The organism is Nocardioides sp. NPDC054178, from assembly GCF_055585005.1.
Genome location: NZ_JBVJKY010000005.1, coordinates 87,538 through 113,954 on the forward strand (window position 1 = coordinate 87,538; position 26,417 = coordinate 113,954).

A 26,417-nucleotide genomic window follows, 5' to 3' on the forward strand; every position below is an offset into this window, starting at 1 on the left:
GCTCCCCACATCCACCAGTCCCAGATCGTCACCTCCGATGCGATGCCTCGGACGATGGGGATCGTCTGCTCGGGCGCCGCCGTGGTGACAGCCCTCGGCGCCGACGCGACACCGGCCGAGGGACGTCAGGCACACTGCAGGAGTGTCCGACCCTCTGCGCAGTCTGCTTGCCGCGCCGCCCGATCTCCCGGTCACCGCCGGCTTGGCCACTCTCGACCAAGCGCTTCGTGCCCGCAGAGTCGCAGTGGTCCAGGCGCCACCCGGCACCGGCAAGACGACCTTGGTCCCGCCCGCGGTCGCCGAGGTGGTCGCCGGACGGGTCGTCGTCACGCAGCCCAGCCGCATCGCAGCCCGTTCTGCTGCCCGTCGGCTGGCGCACCTCCTGGGCGAACCGGTTGGCGAGACGGTCGGATACTCCGTGCGCGGAGACCGACGCACCAGTCGACGTACACGTGTCGAGATCGTCACGACCGGGCTGCTGCTCCGGCGGATCCAACACGATCCCGAGCTGCCCGGCGTCGGCGCCGTCGTACTCGACGAAGTGCACGAACGCCACCTCGACGCGGATATGACCCTGGCGCTGCTCATCGACATCAGGGCCAACCTGCGTGAGGGCCTGGCGCTGGTGGCGATGTCGGCCACCATCGAGGCCGAGCGGACGGCCGAGCTGCTCGGTGGGGGCGGCACTCCGGTGATCCGGGTCCCGGGTGCGCTCCACCCGGTCGAGGCGATCTGGTGCCCGCCACCTGCGGGGGTACGCCGCACCGACGACCGGGGCATCACCCCGGCCTTCCACGACCATGTCGCATCGACCGTACGTCGTGCGCTCGTCGAGCACGAGGGTGACGTCCTGGTCTTCGTGCCGGGTGTCGCGGAGGTCGAGGCGACCGTACGACGCCTTGCCGGCGTGGACGCGAACGTGCACGCCCTGCACGGGCGGCTGTCCGGCGCCGAGCAGGATCGTGCGCTCAGCGAGGGCCCGCGTCGACGAGTGATCGTCTCGACCGCGGTCGCCGAGTCGTCGCTGACCGTACCTGGGGTACGTGTCGTGGTGGATGCCGGATTCTCGCGCGAGCCGCGCACCGACCACCGTCGCGGACTGGCTTCTCTGGTCACCGTCGCGGTGAGCCGGGCAGCGGCCGAGCAGCGGGCAGGTCGGGCCGGACGGCTGGGGCCGGGCTCCGTGCTGCGTTGTTGGTCCGAGACGGAGCACGCGCACCTGGCCGCTCACCCGGAGCCCGAGATCGCCACCGCCGATCTGACGGCCTTCGCCTTGGAGGTGGCGTGCTGGGGCAGTCACGACCTGCACGACCTGGCGCTGCTCGACCAGCCACCGGCGCACGCACTGTCGGCAGCCAAGGAGGTGCTGGTGGATCTGGGGGCGATGACCGAGGACGGGAGAGCCACCCCGCGAGGACGGCTGATCGCTGGCGTACCGGCCGACCCCAGGCTGGCGCGTGCCCTCATCGACGGGGCCGGTCTCGTCGGAGCCAAGCGCGCCTCAGAGGTGGTCGCGATGCTGAGCGAGGACGTAGGCGCTCCCGGCGGAGACCTGGTTGCGGCGCTCCGGTCGCTGCGCGCTGACCAGCGGGCCAGCGCGTGGCGCAGCCAGGTCACCCGGCTGGCGAAGATCGTGGAGAAGGACGGCACCGCCGACGGCCGGAGCGGTGTGTCGGACCACGCCCGGGCGATCACCGATGACGTGGCCGTGGGCCTGGTGGTGGCCCTGGCGCATCCGGACCGGATTGCACGCAAGCGCTCCGGTAACTCGAGCTACTTGATGGCGTCCGGGACGGGCGCGGCGCTCGATCCGCGTGCCCCGGGCCCCTTGGCCGGTCTGGAGTGGCTCGCGGTCGGCGACGCGGAGCGGCGGGCGGGGCAGCGTGAAGCCCGGATCCGATCGGCGGCCCCGCTGACCGAGGACCTCGCACTGGAGGCGGCCGGGTCCCTGTGGACCGAGGTGGACGAGGTCACCTGGACCGAAGGGCGGGTGCTGGCCCGCCGACGTACGCTGCTGGGCGCGATCGAGCTCCGCTCCGTCCCGCTCAGCGATCCACCCGCGCAGGCCGTGGCCGACGCGATCCGGGAGGCCGTGGCGAAGGAGGGAATCGCTCTCTTCACCTGGTCGGAGGCGGCCACGGCGCTGCGCGCCCGCCTCGACTTCCTGCACCGTGCGCTCGGTGACCCGTGGCCCGATGTGAGCGACGCGGCACTGACGCAGAACCTCCAGTCGTGGCTCGGGCCCCAGCTGGCGCGGGTTCGCTCGGCCCAGGATCTTCGTCGCGTCGACGTGGCTGCCGCGCTGCGCGCGATGGTGCCGTGGCCGCAGGCAGGCAGGCTCGACGATCTGGCTCCCGAGCGAGTGCAGGTCCCCAGCGGGTCGAGCGTGCGGATCGACTACTCCGCCGAACAACCGGTGCTCGCTGTGCGCATCCAAGAGGTCTTCGGCTGGATCGCAGCGCCGGCCCTCGCGGACGGCCGGGTCCCGCTCCTGCTGCATCTGCTCTCCCCCGCGCGACGTCCGGCAGCCGTCACTGCAGACCTGGAGTCCTTCTGGGACAACGGCTACCCCGGCGTTCGTGCTGATCTGCGCGGGCGCTATCCCAAGCACGCCTGGCCGGAGGATCCCCGCAGCGCACCGGCCACCGCGCGTACGAACAATCCCCGCCGCCGAGGATGAGCGGCGGGTCGACTCGCCTGGAGGATAGCGTCTGGGTGTGGCCAGTCCTCGCCGATCCAGTGCTCGTCGCCGCGGCGGGCGTACGCGCCGTAGCGGGACGCGGCAACCGGACCGGCCGCTGCCCGCCGTCGGTCCCGGCGAGCGGCTGTGGGTGCTCGACGTTCCGTACGGCACCCAGGTCGAAGGCGCCGCGTGGCACCCGGGAGTCAAGACCCACCTCTACGTCGGGCGCGCGCTGCCGGCGCACCTCGCGCCCTACGCGCCGCGTCCGTACACGCTCGGTCGGTTCATCGAGAGCACCCTCAGTCCCGACATGCCGACACCGAGCCTCGAGCCGACCGACGCGCTCGAGCCGCGGCAGATCCAGTACGAGGCTGCTGACGCCATCGCGGCGCGTGCTGCGGCAGGCGGACGGCAGTTCCTGCTGGCCGACGAGCCCGGCGTGGGCAAGACGATCTCCGCGGTCCTCGGAGCGACAGCGGTGGGCGACCTCCGCGGTGCGCGACGGGTGCTGGTCGTGGCCGACCGCCCTGCCGCGATCACGATCGGCCACTGGTGCCGCACGATCGCCGCGCTTGGCGACGGCGGTCTCGAATGGGTCGTGATCACGTGGGACCGCCTGGAGAAGGTCAAGGATCACGCGTGGGACGTGATCATCGCGGACGAGGCGCACGCGCTGCGACGTACGACGACGAAGCGGTGGAAGCTCTGGGCGCGGATCTCGGGCCACGGGCGGCCGCACGACAAAGCCCCCTTCGTCATCGCGACGACCGCGACGCCCGGGCACACGCCGCTCGACCTGCCCTACCTCGCCCCGGCCTATGCGCAGGTCCTCGGCGAGCCGATGCAGGAGTGGACCTCGGCGACCCAGCCCGGCGCCACGTTCGCCACCGCGCTCGAGCGCAACGGGATCGGGGTCGAGCGGGGACGCTACGGCGCAACCTGGACCGCCGATCCGGCGCGGCGCGCCGCCGACCTCAAGCTGGTACGCGGCTGGCTCGAGGACGAGCGACCGCCCGCGATGCTGCACCGCGCGGCACCATGGGGACCGGTGCCGATCTCCGGCATGCCGGTGGCACTCACGCCGTCGGAGCGGACGGCGTACGAGGCCGAATGGGGAGAGTTCTGCCGCGAGATGGACATCGCCCGGCGTGGCCGCAATGTCGCAAAGGGGCGGGCAGCGCTGCTGCGCTTCCGACAGAAGGCCGGGCTGATACGCGTCGACTCCACGGTCGCCTGGATCGTCCAGCAGGTCGAGGCCGAGCGACAGGTGGCGTGCTCGGTCGAGTTCGTCGCGACCGCCGCCGACCCGATCGCCGACCGACTGCGTGACTCCGGCCTCGAAGTCGCCACGATCTACGGCCGCGACCGGTTCGACGCAGAGGCCGAGCGGCTCCGGTTCCAGACCGGACAGGCGAAGGTCTGCGTCTTCACCACTGTCGCCTCGATCAGCCTGCACGCCGGCGAAACCCTCGCCGACGGTCGCCGGGCCAGCAGCGAGCCGCGGGTCGGCGTCTTCCACCAAGCCCGCTTCTCAGGCATCGCGGGGCGGCAGGTGACCGGCCGCACCCACCGCGACCACCAGCTCTCGCCCTGGCACATCGCCTACGCCGAGGACACCGTCGAAGAGCAGGTCGGCAGGGTGATGGTCGAGCGGATCGCTGCCGCCTCTGACACGGTGGGAGGCGACACCACCGGCCTCACCGGCGTCGCCCAGCTCCTCGGCGCCGACTGGCTCCCCTCCAACACCCTGACCGACGACGGCGACTGACCTCTCGGCTCCTGCAAGTCACACCGTCACCGTGGAGCCCGACGGGGGCTGGAAGTGCATAGCTTGGGTATGGCGTCCCCGCGCCCGGAGGAGTAGACAGGGAAGAACCGGCGGTGCCGGTCCGGGCACTGCCCTGTCCCAGAAAGGAGCGGGCTGTGTACGCACGTTCCACTACGTTCCGCGGGAGTCCCGGCAACATCGACGCGGGCATCGCATTCGTCAAGAACGAGGTCGGGCCCATGCTCGACAGCGTCGAGGGCTGTCGCGGCCTCTCGATGCTGGTCGACCGTGAGACTGGTCAGTGCATCGCAACAAGTTCGTGGGAGGACGAGGCGGCCATGCGCGCCAGCGATGAGCAGCTTCGTCCGCTTCGCGATCGGGGGAAGGACATCCTCGGCGGCTCCATGCAGGTCGACGAGTGGGAGATCCTCGTCATGCACCGTAGCCAGCACGGCGAGTGCGCCCGAGTCAGCTGGCTGCAGGGTGACCTCGACGCCATGGCGGAGACCTTCCGGGTCGGGATCCTTCCCGAGCTCGAGCAGACCGCTGGGTTCTGCAGCGCCAGCCTGCTGGTGAACCGGTCCTCCGGCCTGGGTTGCGCCACCACGGCCTGGGAGTCCCGCGCCGCGATGGAGGCCAGCCGCTCGGCGGCCGACGACATGCGCAGCCGGGCCGCGAGCGATGCCGGCGGCGAGATCGTCGACGTGCACGAGTTCGACCTCGCGTACGCGCACCTGCACGTCCCCGAGATGGCCTGACGTCACGTCTCTGCGCCGAGCCCGCCTCTGACCGGGCTCGGCCAGCCATCCGTCATCTGAGGCCGCCTCTCATCCGCACCCATTCGTCATACGGCACCGGGTCGGCGTCGCTCTCCGCCTGGTCGACGATGCTCTCGGTGAACCAGGTCCGCAGCGAGACCATCTCCGGCGTGGAGCGCAGGGTGAGCAGCTGGTGGGTCTCGCTGATCTCGTCGGCCAGGTTGTCCGCGGCCAGCAGCTCACGGAGCAGGGGCGCCATCTCGCGGGGAAGGGTCATCTCGATGTCGACGTACTCCAGCCCCGCGGCGGCTGCGTCCAAAGCCGTTCGACGACCCAGGTGTCGGGCGAAGGCCGGTCGGGTCACGAGCCGTTCGATGAGCTCGCCGAGCTCGCGCGGCGGGGTGGGGCCGTCCTCGGAGTCGATGAGCTGGAGCTCACGGACCAGGTCGTCGAGGCGCTGGTCGATCTGGAGCCCGAGCTGCACCGGGCAGGCGGGCAGCCGGACGGTGACCCAGTCCGCGGGCAGGGCCGTCGGCTGAGGAGGCATCGCCTGATCGCCGTACGCCACCATCGGCGGTCGTACGTCGTGCTCGACCCCGTCGCCGGCGAGCTCGGCCCAGATGCGCCGCCCGTCGGCACGCTCCTCGATCCCCCACGACTTCGCCAGCACCGACACGATCGCCAGCCCGCGCCCGGTGGTGCCCTGACTCTCGACCGGAGGCGGGGCGACGGCAGGGAGCGGGATCAGTGCGCCGTCGTCCTCGACGCTGAGCCGTACGCCCGGCTCGAGGTCGCGCAGCCGGACCTGCATGTAGGGGCTGCCGCTGTGCAGGGCGGCGTTCGCCGCCATCTCGGTGACGCACAGGGCGGCATCGTCGACGAGGTGCCCATGGCCCCACTCGGCGAGCCCGTCGGTGACGAATCTGCGCGCACCGGGCACACTCGCGGTCTCGGCGGCAAGGCGCACCCGCAGCTCACGGCCCCCGTCCGGCACGGACTTCATGGGGTCAGTGTGCCCCGGGTCCGCCCTGTCCGTCAGCGAACTCCCCAGGCCGATCAGCCGGCGGAGACGGAGCGTCGGGCACGGTGCCGGCGCACGGCCGCGCGGTTAGCGCAGCGGACCGAGCAGTAGCGCTGGCGTCCGTTGCGGGTGACGTCCACGACCACCGCGGAGCACGGGTCGCCCTCGACGCTCCCCGCGGCGCACCGGCTCAAGCGGTGGATGCCCCGGGTGGTCAGGTGCAGCGCCGTGCCCACGCTGATCACCGCTCGCAGCACGTCAGGAAGCGAGTCGTTGGTGTCGTCGCGGTAGTGCAGGTGCCACCCCTCCCGGTCATGGTCGGTCAGCCGCGGATACGCCGTCGCCTGCGCCATCAGGTCGTTGAGCAGCCGCGCCCTTGCACCCGGCTCGGGCGCATCGACGACGCGGAGCCACTCGTCGATCACCTGCCTAGTACGCCCGTGGTCATCCGGGGACGCGGCGAAGCCCATCGTCATCCCGAACTCCCGGGTCCGCGCCTCGATGCCGGCCCGGTCCTCGGGCCAGTCGTCGGCGAGCGAGGCGGCCAGGAGCACGGCGTACTCCCCGTAAGGGTTGAGATGCATAAGACCATTACAGCAGAGTGGCGACCATGACCGACAGCGCAATCGAGCAGTCACGGCACGCGGACGCCCTCCACGAGCACGGCTGGCTCACCGAGTCCAGCCACCAGACCTCAGAGGGCCTCGTCGTCTATGTGCGCTGCGCGCAGTGCGGCGTACGTCGCGTCGACCTCCTGCCTCATCCGTTCCTACCGCCGCGGGCGCTGAGCCGCGTGCAGGGACGGTAGGGGCCGCGTCAGGCGGGCTGGAGACAAGGTCTCGCCGGTGTCCCGGTCGGCCATCGCGGTGACTCGGTCTCTGCGGGGCGCTGCTCATTCGCGGGCGCCCAGACGGGCGGCGATGCTGGATCGGACCAGCCAGGCGGCGACGCACGCGAACACGGCCGCCGGCAGCGCATCGGCGCCCTCCTTCCCGACCAGCAGCATCGCGAAGAGCATGCCGCAGAACAGCAGGCCCGTCCCCGCCGTCATGCCTGCTGCGGCGCCGACCGCAACCGCCCAGGTCGGGGAGCAGTCGAACATCGCGACGCACAGGCTCGCGATCCCGACCCCGAGGAAGACGGCGGGGAAGACCGCTCCGCCGCGGAAGCCGACACCCATGCAGACCGCGAAGCCGAGCGCCTTGGCGAGCAGGACCACCACGATCACCCCCGCGGACTGGTTGACCACCTCGCCGATCGCGCTCTGGCCGGAGAAGAGGACGTCGTCCAGCTCACCGCCCAATGCCTCGGTGAGGAGGGTCAGCAGCCCGATCGCGAGACCGCCCAGCACCAACGGAACCAGCAGCCGGCGGCTGTTCGTGACAACGGTGTGCACCCGCTCGGCGCCCCTGCGGGCCACCCCCATCAGGATCGCAGCGACGATCCCCACCACGATCGCGAGCGCGACGTCGACGAGGCGTGTGCCGTCGTACGCCGGCAGGTCAGGCACCTGGAGACCGGCCGAGCTGATCCCACCCCAGTCGCCGAGTCCGACGAACAGCAGGTATCCGGTGGCGGCGGCCACCAGACCCGGGACCAGGACCGGCACGAGCTGGGCGCCGGTGGCCAGTCCGGCCTCGAGCAGCAGCAGTCCACCGACCAGCGGGCCGCCGAACAGGGCCGAGACGGCCGAGAACGAACCTGCCGAGGCGAGCACACCCTGGGTCTCGGGACTCATCGTTCGGCGGCCGGCGAACACCATCCCGACCGCCGAACCGATCGCAATCACCGGAGCCTCCGGTCCGAGGATGACACCGAACGGCAGCGACCCCAGCGCCGCCAGGACGATCGATGGCGCGTATCGGACCGGTGTCGGCGCCAGGGAGAGCCCGTCCACCGGCGAGTGCCCACCGTCACCGGGCAGGAAGCGACGTGCCAGCCAGACGATCAGCGCACCGGTGATCGGCAGGCCGATCACCAGGAACCAGGGCGCCGAGTCGTAGCCCAGGTCCGCGGGAAGGTCGTGCCACAGCCAGTCCTCGGCCCAGTGGACCACCGCGAGGAAGAGTGCTGCAGCGAGCGCGGCAGGGATGCCGATCGCCATGCCGAGCGCGACCAGGCCGAGGTATCCACGAACGATCGGCGTTGGTGTCGACACACACCGATTCAACCAGTCCGGCACCGTTTCCGGGTGCCGGTTGCGGGATATCCGTCCCCGCCCCGGGTTGGTCGGCGGGAAGCAGCGATCAGGCCGGCTGGGCGTCGCGCAGCCGCTGCGAGATGACGGTGGTGACACCATCGCCGCGCATGGTCACGCCGTAGAGGGCGTCGCCGACCTCCATGGTGCGCTTCTGGTGGGTGATCACCATCAGCTGGGAGTTCTCGCGCAGCTCCTCGTAGATCTCCAGGAGCCGGCCGAGGTTGGTGTCGTCCAGCGCCGCCTCGACCTCGTCGAGGATGTAGAAGGGCGACGGACGGGCCTTGAACAGGGACACCAGGAAGGCGACCGCGACCAGCGACCGCTCGCCGCCGGAGAGCAGCGAGAGCCGCTTGACCTTCTTGCCCGGCGGCCGGGCCTCGACCTCGATGCCGGTGGTGAGCATGTTCTCGGGATCGGTGAGGACCAGGCGACCCTCACCGCCCGGGAAGAGCCGCGCGAAGACGTGGTCGAAGGCGACGCGTACGTCCTCCCAGGCCTCGGTGAAGACCTGCTCGACGCGGTTGTCGACCTCCTTGACGATGTCCATGAGGTCCTTGCGGGTCTGCTTGAGGTCCTCGAGCTGCTCGGTGAGGAACTTGTTGCGCTCCTCCATGGCCGCGAACTCCTCCAGGGCGAGCGGGTTGACCTTGCCCAGCGCGCGCAGGTTCTTCTCGGCGATCTTGAGCCGCTTGGCCTGCTCGGCGCGTACGTAGGGGATCGGCTCGCGCTCGTTGCCGTCCTCGTCGGGGTGTTGCGGGACCAGCTGGTCGGGGCCGTAGTCCTTGACGATCGCCTCGGCGTCGAGGCCGAGCTCCTCGAGGATCCGCTCCTCGAGCTGCTCGATCCGCATCCGCTGCTGGGCGCGGGCCATCTCGTCGCGGTGGACGGAGTTGACCAGCTCCTCGAGCTCCTTGCCGAGGTTGCGCAGCAGCGAGCGGCACTCGCGCAGCGCCTGCTCCCGCCCGGCGCGGGACTCCTCGATCTCCGTGCGGGCACGGGCGGCCTGCTGCACCGAGACCTCGAGCCGGTCCAGCGCGTACGCCACCGCGGTCCCGACCGCTCGCGCGGCCTCACCCTCGCGGCGCATCTGCTCACGGCGGGCCGCGGCCTTGGCGCGCTGCTCCCGCTCCTGACGAGCCGCACGGAGCAGCCCTTCGGCACGGCCGGCCAGCGCACGGGCGCGCTCCTCGGAGGTACGCAGCGCCAACCGCGCGTCCATCTCGCGCTGTCGCGCGTCGCGGGCCGCCTGGGCCAGCTCCTCCCGGGCGCTGACGTCCGGCTCGTCCTCGGGGTCCTCCTCGGCCATCGCCAGGCGCTCCTCGAGCTCGGCGAGCCCGGCGACGGCGTTCTCGCGCGCCTCCTGGGCCTGCTCGACGGCCGCCAGGAGCCGCTCGGCCTCACCGCGAGCCGCGCGCGACTGCGCACCGAACTGGCCGAGCTCCTCGGCCACCGCGGCCAGGGTCGCGTCGGACTCGTGCAGCTTGGCCAGCGCCACGTCGACCCGCTTCTGCGCGGCCAGCCGCTCGGCCTCCAGCCGGGAGGTCTCGAAGGTGGCCCGCTCGGAGACCGCGTGGGCCTCGGCGAGCTGGGCGGTGGCCTCGTCGACCGCGGCCTGCACCTCGATCAGGCTGGGCACGCTGGAGGAGCCGCCGGAGGCGAAGTGGGCACCGATCAGGTCACCCTCGCGGGTCACCGCGGTGATCTCGCGGTTCGCCGCGACGAGCGCCTGGGCGGCGTCGAGATCCTCGACGACCGCGACCTTGTCGAGCAGCCGGGCCACCGCGGGCCGCAGCACCGGCTGACACTCGACCACGTCCAGGGCGTACGCAGCACCGGCAGGCAGCGAAGGCCAGCCACCGGTCTCCTCGGGCGAGCCGCCCAGGAGCAGGCCGGCCTGGCCGAGGTCCTCGGTCTTGAGGTGCTCGATCGCACCGACTGCCCGCTCGGCGGACTCGACGACGACCGCGTCGGAGGCGGTGCCGAGCGCCGCGGCCACCGCGGCCTCGTAGCCCGAGCGCACCGCCAGCAGCGACGCGACCGAACCCAGCACGCCGGGAAGGTCGGAGCCGAGCAGGGCCCCGGCGCCGTCCTTGCGGTTCAGCCCCATCTCCAGCGCGTCCTTGCGGGCGGCGAGGGTGGAGCGGTCCCGGTCGGCCTGCTGAGCCTCGGCCTGCAGCTTGCCCAGTCGCTCCTCGATGTCCTCGAGCGCAGCGGCGGCGGCCTCGTGCTCGGCGTCGAGGCCCTCCTCCCCCGCGTCCAGCCCGGCGACCTTGGTCTCCAGGGCGGTGAAGTCGCGCTGGGCCCGCTCGGCGCGAGCCAGCGCCTCCTCGCGTGCGGCGGTCAGGCGCCCGACCTCGTCATCGGCGGCAGCGGCCCGCGATTTGAGCGCGTTGACCTGACCGGCGAGCCGGGCCAGCCCCTCGCGGCGGTCGGCGGCGGCGCGCTCGAGCCCCTTGACCCGGCGCTCCTCCTCGGCGGCAGCGTCCTCAGCCTCCTTGCGGGACTCGACCGCCTCCTCGAGGGAGTAGCGCAGCTCCTCGACCTCGGCGTCGGCGGTCTCCTCCTGCTCGCGGGCCACCTCGGCCTGGGCCTCGAGCTCCTCGGGGTCACGCCCCTGGCGCACCTCCAGGTCCTCGGAGCCGGCCGCGTTGCGCACCCGCTCGGAGGCCAGCGACTGGGTGCCTCGCAGCCGCTCGCGCAGCGAGTTCAGCGCAAACCAGGTCTCCTGCGCGGCGGCCAGCGCCGGCAGGTCCTCACGCAGGGCGGCCTCGAGCACGGCCTCCTGCTCGCGCCCCTCCGCGATGGTCTCCTCGACCTCGGCACGCCGGGCCAGCAGGGCACCCTCGTCGGCCAGCTCCTTGTCGAGCTCGGTCTTGGCGGTGACCAGGTCGTCGGCGTAGATGCGCGACTTCGCATCGCGTACGTCCATCTGCACCGTCTGGGCCTGCCGGGCGACCTCCGCCTGGCGGCCGAGCGGCTTGAGCTGGCGGCGGATCTCGACGAGCAGGTCCTGGAGCCGGTCCAGGTTGACCTGCGTGGAGTCGAGCTTGCGCAGCGCCTTCTCCTTGCGCTTGCGGTGCTTGAGGACGCCGGCGGCCTCCTCGATGAAGCCGCGGCGGTCCTCGGGGGTCGCGCGCAGGATCGTGTCGAGCTGACCCTGGCCGACGATGACGTGCATCTCGCGGCCGATGCCGGAGTCGGAGAGCAGGTCCTGGACGTCGAGCAGCCGGCACGGGCTGCCGTTGATGGCGTACTCCGAGCCGCCGTTGCGGAACATCGTGCGCGAGATCGTGACCTCGGCGTACTCGATCGGCAGGGCGCCGTCGGTGTTGTCGATCGTGAGCGAGACCTCGGCGCGGCCCAGCGGCGCGCGCCCGGAGGTGCCGGCGAAGATGACGTCCTCCATCTTGCCGCCGCGCAGGCTCTTGGCGCCCTGCTCACCCATGACCCAGGCGAGCGCGTCGACGACGTTGGACTTGCCCGAGCCGTTGGGGCCGACGATGCAGGTGATGCCCGGTTCGAGCTCGAGGGTCGTCGCGGAGGCGAACGACTTGAAACCCTTCAGCGTCAGACGCTTGAGGTACATCGGCTTCTCCCCCGGCTCAGGACCACGTGGTCGTACACAGTTCGCAACACATCAGCGTGGCTGAGGTGAGCCAGCAAATCTAATCGCCGCTGCTCAGGGGAACCCCAGCGGGTCGAGGATAACCTGCCGGGTCGGTCGATCTGGGGACCTCGGCCCCACGACAGTCGGAGTCAGAGCCCCAGCGTCTGCTTCACCTCGGCCCGCAGCTCCCGCAGGTGGGCGTCCGCGGCCGTACGCAGACCGGCGACCGCCTCGGGGTCGGGGACGACCCGCTCGGTGAACCTCTCGGCCAGGTCGGCGGCATCGAAGGCGGAGACGTTGGCCTCCAGCCCGATGCGCTTCATGAAGTTGCGGTTCTTGTTGGTCGCGATCATCACGATCGACGGCACGCCGTACATCGTGGCCACCACCGAGCCGTGGAACTTCATGCTCGCGAACGCGGTGCACTCCCCGATCGCCCGGGTGAGCTCGTCGAGGTCCTCGGTGTAGACGACCTCCTTGCCCGGGATGTCGAGGTCGTCGGCGTTGGCCACGTCGCGGCGACCGACCTCCATCGTGCCGAGGATGAGATGACGTACGCGCCAGCCGTCCGCGATCGCCTTGCCGGCCATCTCCTCGACGCGCGAGTAGTCGTCGGGCTCCTCCAGGTTGGGGCGGTAGCGGGTGACCACGCCGAGGATCGGCGCCCCCTCCGGCTTGGTCGCCGGAGGAAGGTCGAGCGCGCAGACCATGTCGGGGGAGACCTTGATGTCCAGCTCGGCGGAGATGTTCGCGAGGATCCAGTCGGCGGTCGGCTGGTCGCGGACGCCGATGAACTTCACGTTCGGGTGCTCGAGGAACGCCTTGTGCCTCTCGATGATGTGGGGCTTGATCTCGGTGTTGCGGTAGATCGGCACACCGATCCCGACCACGAAGACGGGCTTGGCCAGCATCTTGTGGTTGAAGTAGCGCGGGTCCGCCTGCCACGACTGCAGGATGTCTCCGCCGCCGATGAGAACGGCGTCGACCTCGTCGACGATCTGGGCCAGCGGCCGGTCGTAGTAAGGCTTGGTCATGTTGTCGGCGAGCACCCGCAGCTCGAACTCGTCGCCGAAGTACTGCTCGTAGACCGACAGGAACAGCTCGTCGCCGTAGTTGCCCGCCCCGAAGAACCCGGCGAGCCCGATGACCGGCTTGCGGCCGCGTCGCTCACGGCGGGCCAGCGCCGCCCTGATCTGCTCCTTGAGCGGGTCGGGAAGGCGGCGAGCCGCGGACCGCAGGACCGGGTGGTGGCGCAACGAGGACAACGGAGAGCTCCTGGGGGATCACGAGACGGGCCACCGGCGGTGGCGAACCGCGCGAGCCTAGCGACGCCGGGTTGCCACCGGCGCCCATCGGCCGAACCCGAGGTGAACGCTCGGCGACCATCTACGTCCGGCGGTCGAGCAGGCCGAGTCTGTCGAGACCCCCGAAAAGGTCGAAACCGACCCTGGGTACAGAGTCGGTTCCCCCTGAGCGAGGCCAGCCTTGAAAATAGCGCTCGCTCGTGGTGTTGCAGAGTTGCCCGCAGGTCAGGCGGGCTGCATCTCCTGCATCGAGGTGTCCAGATCTGCGGTGTGAGCCGCGACCAGAGCGTCGTTCTCCGTCTTCAGAGTGAGAACGAGTTCCTCGAGCTCACGCACACGTGCACGCAGCCGAGCGTTCTCGGCTGTGAGGTGGGCGGGAGTCCGCAGGTCGCTGCTCATGTAACCGATCAGCGCCTTCGCCATGAATACGTTTCCTTCGTTGGAATCACTAGAAGTTCCCGCGATACCGGGCCGTCTACAAGGGTGACACCGTTATCGACAAGCGTCAACGTCACGCGTCCAAAGCCGGGACCTACGTCCGTGCATTCCCCGCGAATACGGCCGAAACCTGAGTGGATCACACTCAACTTCGGCTCATTTCCGCCTCAGCCGCGGCGCCGGCGCTCCCGCAGCTGCATGAGTTCCTTCTTCTCCTTGCTCGTCAGCGAGTCGGCACCCTCGGCGTGGATCTTGTCGAGGAGCTCGTCCATCCGCTGGTCGTCCTTGGAGACGGTCGAGGACTCCCAGGGACCGGTGACCACGGTCGGACCCGACCTGCGCTTCTTGGCCTTGGCGGGCTTGGCCGGCTTCGGCTGCCCGGGCGAGCCGGCCACCTGCGGGATCCAGGGGAACCGGTCGAGCAGCCCGAACTGGCGCGCCACGAAGGCGTTGATGCCGAGCCCGACGACGAAGACGAGCAGCATCACCCAGCTGCGGTAGCCGAGGTACTGGATCAGCTGGATGCCGACCAGGATCACGCCGAAGAGCCAGGCCGGGATGTTGAACATGAACATCCGGTCGGGCCACTGCGCGATCCACAGCAGCACGACCATCATCTCGAGCATGCCGAGACCGAAGAGGGCGTACGAGGGATCCAGCAGCGCGCCGAAGAACACCGCCAGGACCGAGAGCACCGCGGTGAACACCACCAGCAGCCAGGCGAACCGGACCCGGCCGAGCTCGTTGCGCTCGAGGTCGGAGCCGAAGTACCAGAAGAAGAAGATCGCCAGGACATCGAAGATGCCGAACTGCGGGTAGGCGAACGGCCACGTCAGCAGCGTCCACAGCTTGAGCTCGGCGATGTTGGGCTGGACCAGAGCCAACCCGGCGACGCCCGCGCCGCCCAGCACCGCGAAGAGCACCAGCCCGACGATGCTCGCGAAGACGACGAGCCACGTCGTGGTCACCCCCAAGGACCCGATGTGGAACCAAGGCTCGTGGGGGTAACGGCCGCCTGGGGTCAACCGGAAACGTTCTCGCACGGGGCCGAGCCTATCCACGCATTGGTTGCCGCGTCAGCAGGGCACTCCCACCGACTTTCTCGATGTTGCCCAGATCCGGCGGCAGCGCCGGATCGTTGCGCCACGGATGCTGCCGAAAGGCCGCCCGGGGTCCGTACCTGTCGATCATCGCGATCAGCGCGACGAGGTCCTCGGCCCGGTCCTGGGCGACCAGCCACGCCATCAGCCGTTGAGCACGCGGAACCGTCGTGTGCTCGAACGGCACCCCCGCGTCGTACCAGAACTCGAGGACGGCGGCGCGCAGCAGCTGCCAGTAGCGGCTCGGCTCCTCGGTGTCGGGGTGAACGGCCGCGCGGAAGTGCTCCCACATGTCGATCGGCAGCACCTCGACGAGCAGGGTCTCCATGAGCCTGGCCGAGCCGGCCGCGCGGACGAGCTCGACGGTCTGGCGCTTGGTGTCGATCCGCTCGACGAGGTTCGCGATCTGCGCCCGCCGCTGCGTCGCCGAGGACCGGTCGGCGCGGACCTGCCAGTCGTAGACGATCTCCGTCATGACGTCGAAGGAGTCCGCGGCGAGGAACACCTGCGTGAGCGCGACCTGGTCCTGGTAGCGGGTGCGCTCGGGGAAGGCGATCGCGTTCTCGGTCCAGAACGAGCGGCGGAAGATCTTGTTCCACACGAAGATGTCGGCAAGCATCAACGGCGCGTCCTCGATCCGGCACCTGAGCCGCTCCTCCGCGTGGTTGCGGCGCATCAGCGGTGTCATGAACCTGCGCTCCACCCCGCTCTCGACGCTGACCCGCTCGGCCGCGCCGACCGCGAAGTCCGAGCCCGTACGCCGCAGCGACCGCACCATCGCCGACCAGGCGTCGTGCGGAAGCGTGTCGTCGGGATCGACGAACGTCAGCAGCTCTCCGGTCGCCGCATCGATCCCGGTGTGACGCGCGGTCGACACCCCCGAGTTCGGCTGGGTGATGACGGTGACGCAGGCTTCCTCAGCGGCGAGGCGCCGCAGGATCTGCGCCGACCCGTCGGTCGAGCCGTCGTCGACGACGATCACCTCGAGCTTCGCGATCTCGCTCCGCGGCTGGTCCAGGATGCTGCGCAGGCTCTTCTCGACGTACTCCGCCACGTTGTAGACCGGCACGACCACACTGAGCGTCGGCCTGCCACGCAGCAGCCCTCGCGCCCGACGGGCTCCGGCTTCGGTCAGCTGGCGCCAGTCGCTCACGGCGCACCGTCCCCCGCGGGAGAAGTCCCACCCAGCCGCTTCTCGTACTCGCCGATCCGGTCGCGGAGCGACCGCTTCAACGAGTTGAGGCTGTAGATCTCCTCGGTCGCCGCCACCAGCGCCGTCACCACCTCTGCCTCCTCCGGCGTTCCCGTGGCCGGACGGAAGGCATGGGTCGGAGTGAGGTTGAAGGTGCCCGTCTGGGCGTAGCCCATCCGGATCATCCATGGGGAGACCTTCTGGTATCCCGCCAGCGTTCCGCACTCGACGTACACGAGCGGCCGGTCCCTGTCGATGAGTGCAGCTGCGCCCTCCAGCACGTCGATCTCGGCCCCTTCGACGTCGATCTTGAGCGCCGCCACGCGGGCCGGAAACTGCTCGTCATCGAGTGCGACGACCGCGAAGTCGCCCTCCTCGGCGACCGCGACCGACTGCGCGCCCAGGTTCGCCGCGTCCAGGTCCGCCATCGTGCCGCGCGCAGACTTCGAGTGCACGCCGACGTCACGGACGACGACACGCTCGCCGAGGTCGTTCGCCTCGACGCTGGCCCTGATCCCCGCGACCAGCTCGGGGTTCGGCTCGTACGCGACGACGCGGAGCCCGCCGACCACCGCCAGGTACAGCGTGTGGTTGCCGATGTTCGCCCCGACGTCGACGACGAGATCTCCGGGCTCGAGCGCCGTCACCATCGCCTCGAGCATCTGCTCCTCGTAGGGGCGACCGGTGCGCACCAGGTTCGACTGGATGTAGTCGGTCTCGGCGTAGGGAACGCAGACCGCGTAGCTACGTCCCCCGACCTCGATCGTGGTCAGGTGGGCCGGGGATGTCGTGCTGTCAGTCATCGTGATCACCTTCGCAGCGCCAGATTAGGGCGGAGTCCGGTCATGGCGCATCCGCATTCGCTTCGTCCGGACCGGGAACGGCGTCGCCGGACTTCGTTGCAAGACTTCCGAGACGGGCGGCGAAGTCGTCGTGCACGAATCGGGCCCAGGTGGCAGAGACGTGTCCCGCGTCCTGGTAGACGGCCCTGTCGCCGACCACCAAGGGGCAGCGTCGGGCACAGACAAGGTCGACCGTGGCCACGAATGTTGCCTCGGATCCCTTGATCGCACGGCGCACCAGCGCGTTCCGTCGAGTCGCCTCGCTCGCAGCGTTCGTCACGCAATCGCTCAGGGCATCGGCCTCTCCCAGGCAGTCCGCCGGATTGGAGCCGCGGTCGGGGATGTCGGCAAGGATCCTCACATCCGGCGAGATGGACGTCAGCCGGTCGATGGATCGGGCCACACCGGCCTCCCACTGTTCGTCCAAGGACCTGCTGTCGCCGGAGCGCGGCCTCAAGCCGGAGCGCGCCCCGACGATGATGGTCTCGGGGCGGATCGATGCCAGTCGTCGGATCGTCCATCGACGGAAGTCCTCACACTCCTCGTCGGAGAAGCGATCGGTATCCACCGCGACGTCGTAGGGCCCGCAGGAGTACTTGATGAAGGCGACCAGGCGTACGCCCTCTTCAGCGGCGATCCTGTCCAGGACAGGTAGCCACATGCCGACGTGCGAGTCACCGACGACAGCAACGATCCGGGAGCTAGCGGTGTCGCCGTAAGCACACGAACTGCGGTGCTCGGCCCGCGGGATGGACCGTTCACCCGTGGCGGCTGCGCATCCGTACCCCTGCTTCTCCCAGACGTCCTCGGGATCGATCGCCATTCCCGCGGGGACGGGCGCACCCTGGTCCGCCAGCCTCAGCGCCGAGCGGATCTGCGTCTCGAGAGGGGCTCGCTCATCGATCCCGGCCATCTGGCCATTGCTCTGGAACCATGCCTCGGCCGCATCAGCACGTTGGTCGGCACGAACCCCGGCGTACGCCTGGGCACCGAGGCCCGCGACCAGCGCGATCACCAGGGCCGCCGGCCACAGAACCAGCGTGCGGGGTCCACCCCGGAAGACCGGGAGTCGTCGCTGCTGGAACGGCTGCTCGATCCAGTGGTAGCTCGCCGTCGAGAGCACGAGCACGGCAGCGATCTCGGCCAGCGCGACCTGCCAACCGCCGCCGGGCAGGACCTCGGGCGCCAGGATGAGCACCGGCCAGTGCCACAGGTACAGGGAGTAGGAGAGATCTCCGAGGTACCTCAGCGGCGCGACGGAGAGGATCTTGCCGGTCGGGGTATCCGGACCCGCGGCCAACAGGGCGACGGTTCCGAGCACCGGCACCAGAGCCAGCGCGCCCGGGAACCGAAGATGCTCGCTGAAGGTGGCAGCGGCGAACACCAACGCGCAGGCGCCCAGGACACCGAGGACCGCACCGACACGTCGATCCCATGGCCCGTATCGCCTGAACAGGCAGGCGAGGAGCGCGCCCAGAGCGAGCTCGTGGGCACGGGCGAAGGTCGAGAAGTACGACGTCGCGGGGCTGATGGCTGTGGCGTGGATCGACCAACCGAGCGACACGACGACAACAGTCGCCGCCATCGCGGCGATCACGGTGTCGGCCGACGCCTTGGCCGATCTCCGCACCAGCAGGGCGGCGGCCAGCACCACCAGTGGCCACACGAGGTAGAACTGCTCCTCCACCGACAGCGACCAGTAGTGCTGGAGCGGTGATGGCGCCTCGGTGTTGAAGTAGTCGACCGCATCCAGCGCGAAGTGGACATTCGCCATGAACGCGGCCGACCACACCGAGTCGCCGGCGATCGACTCGGTCCGGTGTTCCGGAAGCAGGAGCGCGCTGGCCACCAAGACCGAGACCATGGTCACCGTCGCGGCCGGGAGGATCCTGAGCGCGCGCCGGACATAGAACCTGGAGATGCTGACCCGACCGTCGCGATCGATCTCGCGCACGAGCAGACCCATGATCAGGAACCCCGAGATCACGAAGAAGACATCGACTCCGATGAATCCGCCGGGGATACCCGGCACTCCGGCGTGACCGGCGATGACAAGACCAACGGCCAGTGCGCGCAGCCCCTGGATATCGAGCCGTCTGAACGAAGACATGACTGTGTACGGTCCCGCTAGATCAGCGGCGCCGTGTCGATGTCGTCCGGGCCGATCATCCGACCGTCCTCGGCGACGCCTCGGATGCGCTGCAGCAAGGCATCCCGGGAAACGCCCAGGGAGTCCTGGACATGGTCGAGAACACGGTTGAGCGCCGCATCGTTGCCGCCTTGGAAGCTGTTCGCTCGCCACAGCCCCACCGACTGCACTTCCTCGATCGTCTCGTAGCCGACCTCCTTGCGCGGCATCCACACCGGATAGCCGTTCAGGGTCGCCATGACCTTGAGCCACAAGTCGTCCGCACGCAAGGACGTGCTCTGGATCGCATCGAGGTCGAAGGCAGCCTCGGGCAGGGCACCAGGCGGGTACAGCACGCCCGCGATGCCGGTCGGCAACAGCTGGTAGGACGGCGTTCCGCGCAGGAACTGGCAGTTGTAGATCCAGCCGTCGTACTCGCGCAGGCTCCCGTCGGGACGGAACATGACGAGATTGGCGCGCTCGCTGATGACGGCGTGGGGGTTCTCCAGATGTCCCTTGTAGAGACTCTCGATCAGGTTCTCGCTGTAGATGACGTCGTCGTCGACGGTGATGACGAGGTCGTCGGGATACTCCTGAATCGCGTAGAAGTACTTCTTGTGGGGCGCGATGTCGCCGTCGACCCAGGTGATGCGGAACTGGTCGCTGACCCTGGCCAGCAGATCCCGGGGCAGATCTTCGTCCTTGCGGGGAAAGTTCTGAGTCGAGAGCCAGAGCACCACCTGGTCGGCCGGCATCGTCTGCTGCAGCAGCGAGTCGATGCAGCGGCCCAGCATCTCGGTGCGCGTCGGGATGGAGGTCAGCGAGACGATCACCCGCGGGCGGCGCATCCTGGCCACCGCCTTGGACTGCTTCGAGGGCGCCTCCGGCCTCGTCCAGTCACGTCGCCTGCTGCCGACGCCGGCCTCGATCCTGCGGTTGAACATCGCTCCCAGGTCGCGGTGATACACGTCCATGCTCGCGCGCTCGTCGTACGAGCGGCGCGACGCCGCACCCATGGCGCGGACGCTCTGCTCGTCCTTGTCCATCATGGCGATGAAGGCGTCGCGGAGCGCCTCGACGCTGCCCGACTCGATCACCAGACCGTTGTCGTCATCGACCACGTACTTCGCGCCGACGTTCTCGGTCACGATCAGGGGCTTCGAGAGCATGGCACCCTCGAGTGCCACCAACGAGAACGACTCGTCGCGCGACGCGACCACCACCGTGTCCATCCGCGAGAGCAGCTCGATCTTGCGGCGCTCGTCGGCGACGAGTCCGTGGAAGTGGATTCCCTCCTCGCCCTCGATCTGGCCGAACAGGTACGAGCTGAAGCTCGAACCACTGTTGATGAATCCACCGGCGAAGTGCAGCTCGGCCCGCTCGCGATAGGCCGCAGGAAGCGACTTGTACGCCGCCACGAACAGGTCGTAGCCCTTGCGATGCTCGATGGTGCCGAGCTGGATGAACCTGTGCTTGCCGCCGGCCTCGAACTCGTAGGGGCCGGCGAGATCGGCGACATCCTCGACGCTGTTGTGAACGACCTCGATGGGGCCCTCGGCGTACTTGGCGACGGCGGCCGCGGCGTACTCGCTGACGACGCACACGCTCTTGCTGTGCCGCAGGGTCTCGCGACGTTCCGGGTTCGACCTGAAGAAGTCCGGGAGGTTCGAGGCCTCACGCACGTACCAGACGACCGGGACCCTACCTTCGAGTGCGCGGACGTAGTCGTCGGTGACGACGGTGTTGCACACCACCAGCTCGACGCCATCGGGAAGGCGGTTGAACACCTTGTTCGGTCGAGCGGGGTTCGTACGGACGACCTCGACCCGGAAGCCGTATGCCTCGAACTCCTTCGCGAACGGGCCGGGCTTCGCCGTCCAGACGACCGGCTCGAAGCCCCGGGCCGCTGCCACCTTGCACATCCGGAGGAGGCTGCGTGGCGCACCGGCATAGATCATCTCCGGCGAGATGAAGACGATGCGGCGCGGTGTGGCGGACGCTGCCGGCTCCAGCGCTCCGGCTTCCCCAGCGGCTCGGATCGCCAGTGGGTTCGACGTCGTCGCGCCGGGGAGGGAGAAGAGATCGCCGAAACGCTCCGTGTGTGTCTCCTCGCCGAACAGCGCCGGTGTGGCGTCGTAGATGAAGTCCTTGTAGACCTCGTACAGGTACGCCTCGTTCTCGATCGCGGCCCGAAGCGGATTGAACGCGACGTACGGTGAGACCGGCCGGATGTCGGCGTGAGCACCGGAGTAGTCGCGGTAGGCGGTCACGAAGTCCTCGATGCCGCGCTGCATCTCAGAGATCTGTTCGACATTGCGGGGCGCGTTGTTGCCGCGCAGCGCGATCGGGTTGCCGTCCTCGTCGAAGCCGTAGCCGACGACGCTGGACGCCACCTCGGTGAAGAGATATTCCAGCGGGTGGTGGAGGAGGTCGGTGCGGCGAACCGCGTTCCGGCCACCCGGCATCATGAACCGGGTCAGGTCCATGTTCGCGAACGGCGAGTAGACATAGGGGCTGATGAACCCGTCCGCGACGGCGTCGGTGAGCTGCTCGGAGCGGCTCGTGCACATCAGTGCGCCGAACACCTCCAGCGAGCGATCGGCCATCGCCGTACGGAAGAAGTGCCGCAATGCGGTCAGGCACGTGCCGCTCCAGCCGATGTCGACGATCAGCACGCGCTGAGCATCGCCGACAGCGTTCTCGAAGTAGCGCTTGGCCGCCTCCGCACTCGTGCGGTTGTGCTCCTCGATGACCGCCTTGTGGTCCCAGAAGAACTGCTCGAGCTTCCGGCGGTTGGCGCTGGCCGGGAACAGGAACCGTTCGATGTCTGCCTGTTCCAGGTAGGGCACCAGGTAGTCGAACCCGGTGTCGCACATGAGCTGCTCGATGGTCTTGGAGTTGCGCGACTCGCCGAACCAGCGGAAGAAGGATCGGCCGATGTAGTCGTCGAAGTTCAGGTCCAGCGTGATCCCGGAGACGGCGTAGCGCGAGATGTCGATGTAGGCGCTGTCCACGCTGCCGTAGTCACGCTCGTAGACCCGGGAGAGGACGTCGCAGTCACGACCGCAGAACAGGACCTTGTCCACCGACTTCTCGCGGACGACCTGCTCGATGAACTCACAGAAGCCCAGGGCGAGGATCCCGCCGACGCGGTAGCCGTGCGTGTAGTGGAGACCCTCGGTCCAGGTACCAGCGGCGAGAGTGTTGTCGACCAGCGCACCGTAGAAGCTCCCGGCGAGGTTGCCCATGTCCGGCTCCCGCACGAGCTGGTGCTGGTCGGGGTTGTAGACCGCCGCGAGCCCGGCCTTCACGGACTTCTCGACGTCCGCGTCGTATACGTCGCCGACGTGCACGATCGACATCTCGCTGCCGTAGTTGTCGATGAGCACCTGTTGCAGGGTCCCGTCGCCCTTGCGGCGCAGATACTCGTTGGAGACGTAGACCTTCTCGTAGCCGGTGTATCCGTTGCGTACGAGCATCTGTTCCAGGACGTCCCGCGGGAGGTACATGTCGGACATGAACACGATGGTCTTGTCCATCGCGACGAGCCGGTCGAAGACCGCCTTGATGTACGGGTTCGCGCGGGAGACCTCGACCTCGAGGGCTTGCTCCATCTCCTCCCATGCCGGGGATGCGCCGTAGCGCTGCTCCATCACCGCGTAGATCTCCCGGAGGGTGACCTCCCGCGTGCCGTGGAGGCGGCCCTTCTCCATCCGCGCGTGACCTTCGGCGTTCTTGCGGATGCGCGCGAACCTGTCGATGCCCAGCCGGGAACCCATGATCCGAAAGACGTCGTTGGGACGCTCGACGGTTCGGTGAAGGGCGGTGTCGAAGATGTCGAAGGAGATCACGTCGTGCTCGGCCAGGGTGGCGACCATCTCGTCGATGCCGAGCCGCTCCTCGCTGTCGGGGTTCACGTAGTAGGGCCGATCGAGGGCCAGGTCGTCCGCGAGAGTCTCCCCCAGCCGGCCACGCAGGCGTTCCACCTTCGTCTGCAGCCGCGTCTGCTGGTCGAGCAGCCGGGTGTAGCGGGACACGACAGGACCGCCGTTGGTCGGACGACCGAACAGCACCAGCTTGTGCTCGCCGTCCACCTCTGCGACGCGCACCATCCGATGACGCAGCCCGAGCTTGTTGGTCGGCTGCTCGCCCATACCGACAGGCATGGTTCCTCCTTGTGTTTCTGGGGTGACGACAGTGCGGGCGGACCCGCGGTTGGTCTGGTTCCGATCGAACCGGCGCATGAGCCGCCGCAGCATCGGGCTACTTCTCGATGACGCGGGCCCGCTGCTGTGGAGGGCGGACATCTCGCTTGAGCGAGTTGCGGATGACGCGGGGTCCGGACGTCATCAGGGACCCGATCCTGAAGGAGACCGAGCCGCGGGTGTCGGCGAGCTCCTGATCACGGCCCTGGAGCTCCTGCTCGAGGGTGACGACCCGGCTCCTCAGCCGCGTGCGTACGGCCGAGGCGGTCCCGGCCGCCGCGGCGACCGCGTCGGCGAGATAGGTGGCCACGATCTCGGCGCACATCGGGCTCATCGCCGCGTACTGCCACCATCGGTCGGCGAAGTCGGCAGAGACATCCATCCACGGCTTGCGCTTGTCGGCGAAGTGGATGATGACCGGCGAGCTCATCGCCTCGTCGTACTCGTCTCGGGACCAGACCCGCTGAACGGCCGGCCTGCTCCAGAACTCCTCGACGTTCTTGGGGCCGTACTTCGTCATCAGGTTGAACCGGAGCGGCAGATGGCGGATGCCGTCGTAGCAGACGATGTTGATGATGTCCTGGTCATCGGAGTCGAACTCCTTGGCGGAGAGCTCCAGGAACTCCTCGACCAGGCCGTGCTCACGCATCTTCTCCAGGTTCATCACCATGACGCCGGAGTTGATGTAGCGGTGGAAGGACGGCAGGCCCATCGCCTGGGCGGCCTCCGTCGAGCGCAGGTGGTAGACGGCAGCCGGCACCGCGGCGACGTAGACGTCGTGCACGTCCTGCTCGTAGAGCGCCCACAGATCGCTCTCGACGACCGTGTCGACGTCGAGGTAGATGATCTTGTCGACGTCCGGGAAGAGGTCGGGCAGCTTGAGCCGGAAGTACGCAGGCGCCGTCAGGTGCGAGGTGCTGACCTTGACGTCGGCGAAGTCGTCGACGACGACGAACGTGATCGTGTTGCCCGGATAGCGAGTCTCGAAGCTGAGGATCTGGTCGCGTACGTCCGCGGGGTAGTCCTCGGCCACGAGGATCTTGAGGTCGTACCTGGTGTCGGTCCCTGCGTTCTCCAGCAGTGACGTGATCGTCACCGACATCGGCTTGGCGTAGTTGAGATCTGCCGCCATCGCGACCGGGATGGTTCGGGTCCGCTCGGCCTGAGCGTCGGCTACACGGGGTTGCGGTAAGTCCAGATCCTGCGAGCGCTTCGTGGGCGCTTGATCGGATACGGCGAGCTTGTGGGGAGCCACCTGTTGTCCTGTCGAGCTGTTGACCAACCGAGGGCAGGGAGTGGTGGTTCACGCCTGTGCCGGTAGGGGTGGGCCGTGGTTTGTCTTTCCCGAGATCCGGGTGACCACGTCGCCACCCGGCTGGACCGCCGGCCCGAACACAGCGGTATGTCGTCTGCCCCCCGGCAGGTGCAGCGCGCTGCTCCCAGGACGAACGGCAAAGAGATTAACCCACCCGAATCCGGATTTCTTAACCAACGCTGAGAATCGTGGGAACTGTCATCGGCCCGCAATATTCGGATGACCCGAAGGGGCCCCGAGGCATAGCCCAGATGGGCTACGTCGCCTGGATTCGCCTGACTCGAGGGGCCGGCTGGCAGGTGGGACAGAAGTAGGAGGAGCGGTTCATGAAGGCGATCCTGCGCATCGGCGAACCACACCGGTCGCAGGCCTCGCCCTCACGTCCGTACGCAGCCAGGGACCGATCGAAGTAGCCGGACTCGCCGTTGACGTTGACGTAGAGCGCGTCGAAGGAGGTGCCGCCCTGGCCCAGGGCCTCGGTCATCACGTCGCGTACGTGGCCGAGCAGCTCGCGCACCTTCGGGCCGGTCAGCCGGTCCCCCGGCCGCTCGCCGTGCAGCTTCGCGCGCCACAGAGCCTCGTCGGCGTAGATGTTGCCGACGCCGCTGATCACCGTCTGGTTGAGCAGGATGCGCTTGATGCCACTGGACGATCGCCGGATCCGCCGGACGACCGCCTCCTCATCGAAGGCGGCCTCGAGCGGGTCGGGGGCGATGTGGGCGATCTCGGGCGGGAGGTCGGCTCCCCCGGGGCTGATCGAGAGGCCCCCGAACATGCGCTGGTCGACGAAGCGGAGCTCGCGGCCCTCCGCGGCGCCGTCGAGACGGAGGCGGACGCGCAGGTGCCGCTCGTCGGGCGAGGCGGGCGGCTGGACGAGCATCTGGCCGCTCATGCCCAGATGGGCCATCAGGGCGTCGCCCGAGTCCAGCGGCAGCCACAGATACTTGCCGCGGCGGCGGGCGCCGATGAGGACGCGGCCCCTCAGCTCCTCGGCGAAGGCCGAGGCACCGGCGAGGTGGCGGCGTACGGGTCTGGGGTGCAGGACCTCGACGGCGACGATCCTGGCGCCGAGGACGTGGCGCTCGAGGCCGGCGCGTACGACCTCGACCTCGGGGAGCTCAGGCACAGGTCAGGCCCTCAGGCGGACGAGGCGGCGGAGGCCTGGATCTCGCCGTAGGCCGTCTCCGCGGCGGCCTGCTCGGCCTCCTTCTTGGAGCGGCCGACGCCGTTGCCGTAGAGCTGGTCGCCGACGCGGACCTTCGCGGTGAAGGTCTTCATGTGGTCGGGGCCCTCGTCGGTGATGACGTACTCAGGCACACCGAGGGCACGCTCGGCGGCGAGCTCCTGCAGGGAGGTCTTCCAGTCGAGCCCGGCACCGAGATCGGAAGCCGCCTCGATGAGCGGGTCGAAGAGACGGTGGACGAGGACCGTGGAGACCTCGATGCCACCGGAGAGGTGGACCGCTCCGATCACCGCTTCGACGGTGTCGGAGACGATCGACGCCTTCTCGCGCCCACCGGTGGCCTCCTCGCCACGGCCCAGCTTGATGTGCTGGCCGAGGCCGATGGCCTGTCCGACCTCGGCCAGGGCGCGGGCGTTCACAACTGCCGCCCGCAACTTGGCCAGCTTGCCCTCGGGCAGGTCGGGGTGGATGCGATAGAGGGTCTCGGTGACCACGACGCCGAGCACCGAGTCGCCCAGGAACTCCAGGCGCTCGTTGGTGGGCAGGCCACCGTTCTCGTAGGCGTAGGACCGATGGGTCAGCGAACGCTCAAGCAGCTCGGGGTCCAGAATCGGATCCCCGAGCGCTTTGCGAAGCTCGGCGTAGTTGGTCAGGAGACTAACCGCGTGTCAGA

General features: G+C 69.2%; 18 protein-coding genes. 4 read left to right on the plus strand and 14 right to left on the minus strand.

All coding sequences use genetic code 11. The features are described 5' to 3' along the window. Positions 1-142: 142 nt before the first annotated feature. The 3 genes from hrpB to ACZ6WN_RS18965 all read left to right on the plus strand — a co-directional run bounded on the left by hrpB (position 143) and on the right by ACZ6WN_RS18965 (position 5,209). Complete coding sequence (hrpB, locus tag ACZ6WN_RS18955; RefSeq protein ID WP_465866726.1) at positions 143-2,680, plus strand: ATP-dependent helicase HrpB; 2,538 nt, start codon at positions 143-145, stop codon at positions 2,678-2,680. Positions 2,681-2,717: 37 nt separating this feature from the next. Then, positions 2,718-4,451, plus strand: a complete 1,734-nt coding sequence (locus ACZ6WN_RS18960; protein WP_465866728.1) for a DEAD/DEAH box helicase — start codon at positions 2,718-2,720, stop codon at positions 4,449-4,451. Positions 4,452-4,606: 155 nt separating this feature from the next. Beyond that, a complete protein-coding gene (locus ACZ6WN_RS18965; protein WP_465866730.1) occupies positions 4,607-5,209 on the plus strand; it encodes an antibiotic biosynthesis monooxygenase family protein in 603 nt (200 codons plus the stop codon). A 52-nt stretch (positions 5,210-5,261) separates the two neighbouring features. Here the strand turns inward: ACZ6WN_RS18965 and ACZ6WN_RS18970 are convergent, their stop codons facing one another. Together ACZ6WN_RS18970 and ACZ6WN_RS18975 are read right to left on the minus strand one after the other, a co-directional pair. Continuing rightward, complete coding sequence (locus ACZ6WN_RS18970; protein ID WP_465866732.1) at positions 5,262-6,212, minus strand: ATP-binding protein; 951 nt, start codon at positions 6,210-6,212, stop codon at positions 5,262-5,264. Positions 6,213-6,265: 53 nt separating this feature from the next. Then, positions 6,266-6,814 (minus strand): CGNR zinc finger domain-containing protein, encoded by a 549-nt coding sequence (locus ACZ6WN_RS18975; protein ID WP_465866734.1) that lies wholly within the window; start codon positions 6,812-6,814, stop codon positions 6,266-6,268. 26 nt (positions 6,815-6,840) lie between these two features. On the opposite strand from ACZ6WN_RS18975, the gene ACZ6WN_RS18980 reads away from it, so the two are divergent. After that, positions 6,841-7,038 (plus strand): hypothetical protein, encoded by a 198-nt coding sequence (locus ACZ6WN_RS18980; RefSeq protein WP_465866735.1) that lies wholly within the window; start codon positions 6,841-6,843, stop codon positions 7,036-7,038. Positions 7,039-7,122: 84 nt separating this feature from the next. On the opposite strand, the gene ACZ6WN_RS18985 is transcribed toward ACZ6WN_RS18980, so the two are convergent. From ACZ6WN_RS18985 to rnc, 12 genes are all read right to left on the minus strand, one after another. Continuing rightward, the gene (locus ACZ6WN_RS18985; protein WP_465866736.1) at positions 7,123-8,388 is read right to left on the minus strand and encodes a chloride channel protein; all 1,266 of its coding nucleotides are present in this window, start codon (positions 8,386-8,388) and stop codon (positions 7,123-7,125) included. Between the two features lie 88 nt (positions 8,389-8,476). Continuing rightward, positions 8,477-12,016, minus strand: a complete 3,540-nt coding sequence (smc, locus tag ACZ6WN_RS18990; protein WP_465866738.1) for a chromosome segregation protein SMC — start codon at positions 12,014-12,016, stop codon at positions 8,477-8,479. A gap of 170 nt (positions 12,017-12,186) precedes the next feature. Continuing rightward, positions 12,187-13,302, minus strand: a complete 1,116-nt coding sequence (locus ACZ6WN_RS18995) for a polysaccharide pyruvyl transferase family protein (RefSeq protein ID WP_465866739.1) — start codon at positions 13,300-13,302, stop codon at positions 12,187-12,189. A 264-nt stretch (positions 13,303-13,566) separates the two neighbouring features. Further along, positions 13,567-13,764 carry a hypothetical protein gene (locus tag ACZ6WN_RS19000; RefSeq protein WP_465866741.1) on the minus strand — a complete coding sequence of 66 codons (198 nt, stop codon included), beginning with the start codon at positions 13,762-13,764 and terminating at the stop codon, positions 13,567-13,569. A 182-nt stretch (positions 13,765-13,946) separates the two neighbouring features. Next, complete coding sequence (locus tag ACZ6WN_RS19005) at positions 13,947-14,747, minus strand: DUF6576 domain-containing protein (protein WP_465866742.1); 801 nt, start codon at positions 14,745-14,747, stop codon at positions 13,947-13,949. Positions 14,748-14,832: 85 nt separating this feature from the next. Further along, the gene (locus tag ACZ6WN_RS19010; RefSeq protein WP_465866744.1) at positions 14,833-16,032 is read right to left on the minus strand and encodes a glycosyltransferase family 2 protein; all 1,200 of its coding nucleotides are present in this window, start codon (positions 16,030-16,032) and stop codon (positions 14,833-14,835) included. Beyond that, complete coding sequence (locus ACZ6WN_RS19015) at positions 16,029-16,874, minus strand: FkbM family methyltransferase (RefSeq protein ID WP_465866746.1); 846 nt, start codon at positions 16,872-16,874, stop codon at positions 16,029-16,031. The genes ACZ6WN_RS19010 and ACZ6WN_RS19015 overlap by 4 nt, the downstream gene beginning before the upstream one ends. 40 nt (positions 16,875-16,914) lie before the next feature. Beyond that, entirely contained in the window at positions 16,915-19,023 is a 2,109-nt protein-coding gene (locus ACZ6WN_RS19020; protein ID WP_465866747.1) for an acyltransferase family protein, read from the minus strand. 17 nt (positions 19,024-19,040) lie between these two features. Next, positions 19,041-23,207, minus strand: a complete 4,167-nt coding sequence (locus ACZ6WN_RS19025; RefSeq protein ID WP_465866749.1) for a glycosyltransferase — start codon at positions 23,205-23,207, stop codon at positions 19,041-19,043. A gap of 97 nt (positions 23,208-23,304) precedes the next feature. Continuing rightward, on the minus strand, positions 23,305-24,378 hold the full coding sequence (locus ACZ6WN_RS19030) for a glycosyltransferase family 8 protein (RefSeq protein ID WP_465866750.1): 1,074 nt from the start codon (positions 24,376-24,378) through the stop codon (positions 23,305-23,307). Between the two features lie 439 nt (positions 24,379-24,817). Beyond that, positions 24,818-25,687 (minus strand): bifunctional DNA-formamidopyrimidine glycosylase/DNA-(apurinic or apyrimidinic site) lyase, encoded by an 870-nt coding sequence (gene mutM / locus ACZ6WN_RS19035; protein WP_465866751.1) that lies wholly within the window; start codon positions 25,685-25,687, stop codon positions 24,818-24,820. 11 nt (positions 25,688-25,698) lie between these two features. Continuing rightward, positions 25,699-26,397 (minus strand): ribonuclease III, encoded by a 699-nt coding sequence (gene rnc, locus ACZ6WN_RS19040; RefSeq protein WP_465867244.1) that lies wholly within the window; start codon positions 26,395-26,397, stop codon positions 25,699-25,701. Positions 26,398-26,417 lie beyond the last annotated feature (20 nt).

Bases quoted from the DNA above. Each gene is read 5' to 3' on its own strand.
- ACZ6WN_RS18970 (WP_465866732.1), bottom strand. From the start codon at position 6,212: ATGAAGTCCGTGCCGGACGGGGGCCGTGAGCTGCGGGTGCGCCTTGCC.
- ACZ6WN_RS18975 (WP_465866734.1), bottom strand. From the start codon at position 6,814: ATGCATCTCAACCCTTACGGGGAGTACGCCGTGCTCCTGGCCGCCTCG.
- ACZ6WN_RS18980 (WP_465866735.1), top strand. From the start codon at position 6,841: ATGACCGACAGCGCAATCGAGCAGTCACGGCACGCGGACGCCCTCCAC.
- smc (WP_465866738.1), bottom strand. From the start codon at position 12,016: ATGTACCTCAAGCGTCTGACGCTGAAGGGTTTCAAGTCGTTCGCCTCC.
- ACZ6WN_RS19000 (WP_465866741.1), bottom strand. From the start codon at position 13,764: ATGGCGAAGGCGCTGATCGGTTACATGAGCAGCGACCTGCGGACTCCC.
- ACZ6WN_RS19015 (WP_465866746.1), bottom strand. From the start codon at position 16,874: ATGACTGACAGCACGACATCCCCGGCCCACCTGACCACGATCGAGGTC.
- ACZ6WN_RS19020 (WP_465866747.1), bottom strand. From the start codon at position 19,023: ATGTCTTCGTTCAGACGGCTCGATATCCAGGGGCTGCGCGCACTGGCC.
- ACZ6WN_RS19025 (WP_465866749.1), bottom strand. From the start codon at position 23,207: ATGCCTGTCGGTATGGGCGAGCAGCCGACCAACAAGCTCGGGCTGCGT.
- ACZ6WN_RS19030 (WP_465866750.1), bottom strand. From the start codon at position 24,378: ATGGCGGCAGATCTCAACTACGCCAAGCCGATGTCGGTGACGATCACG.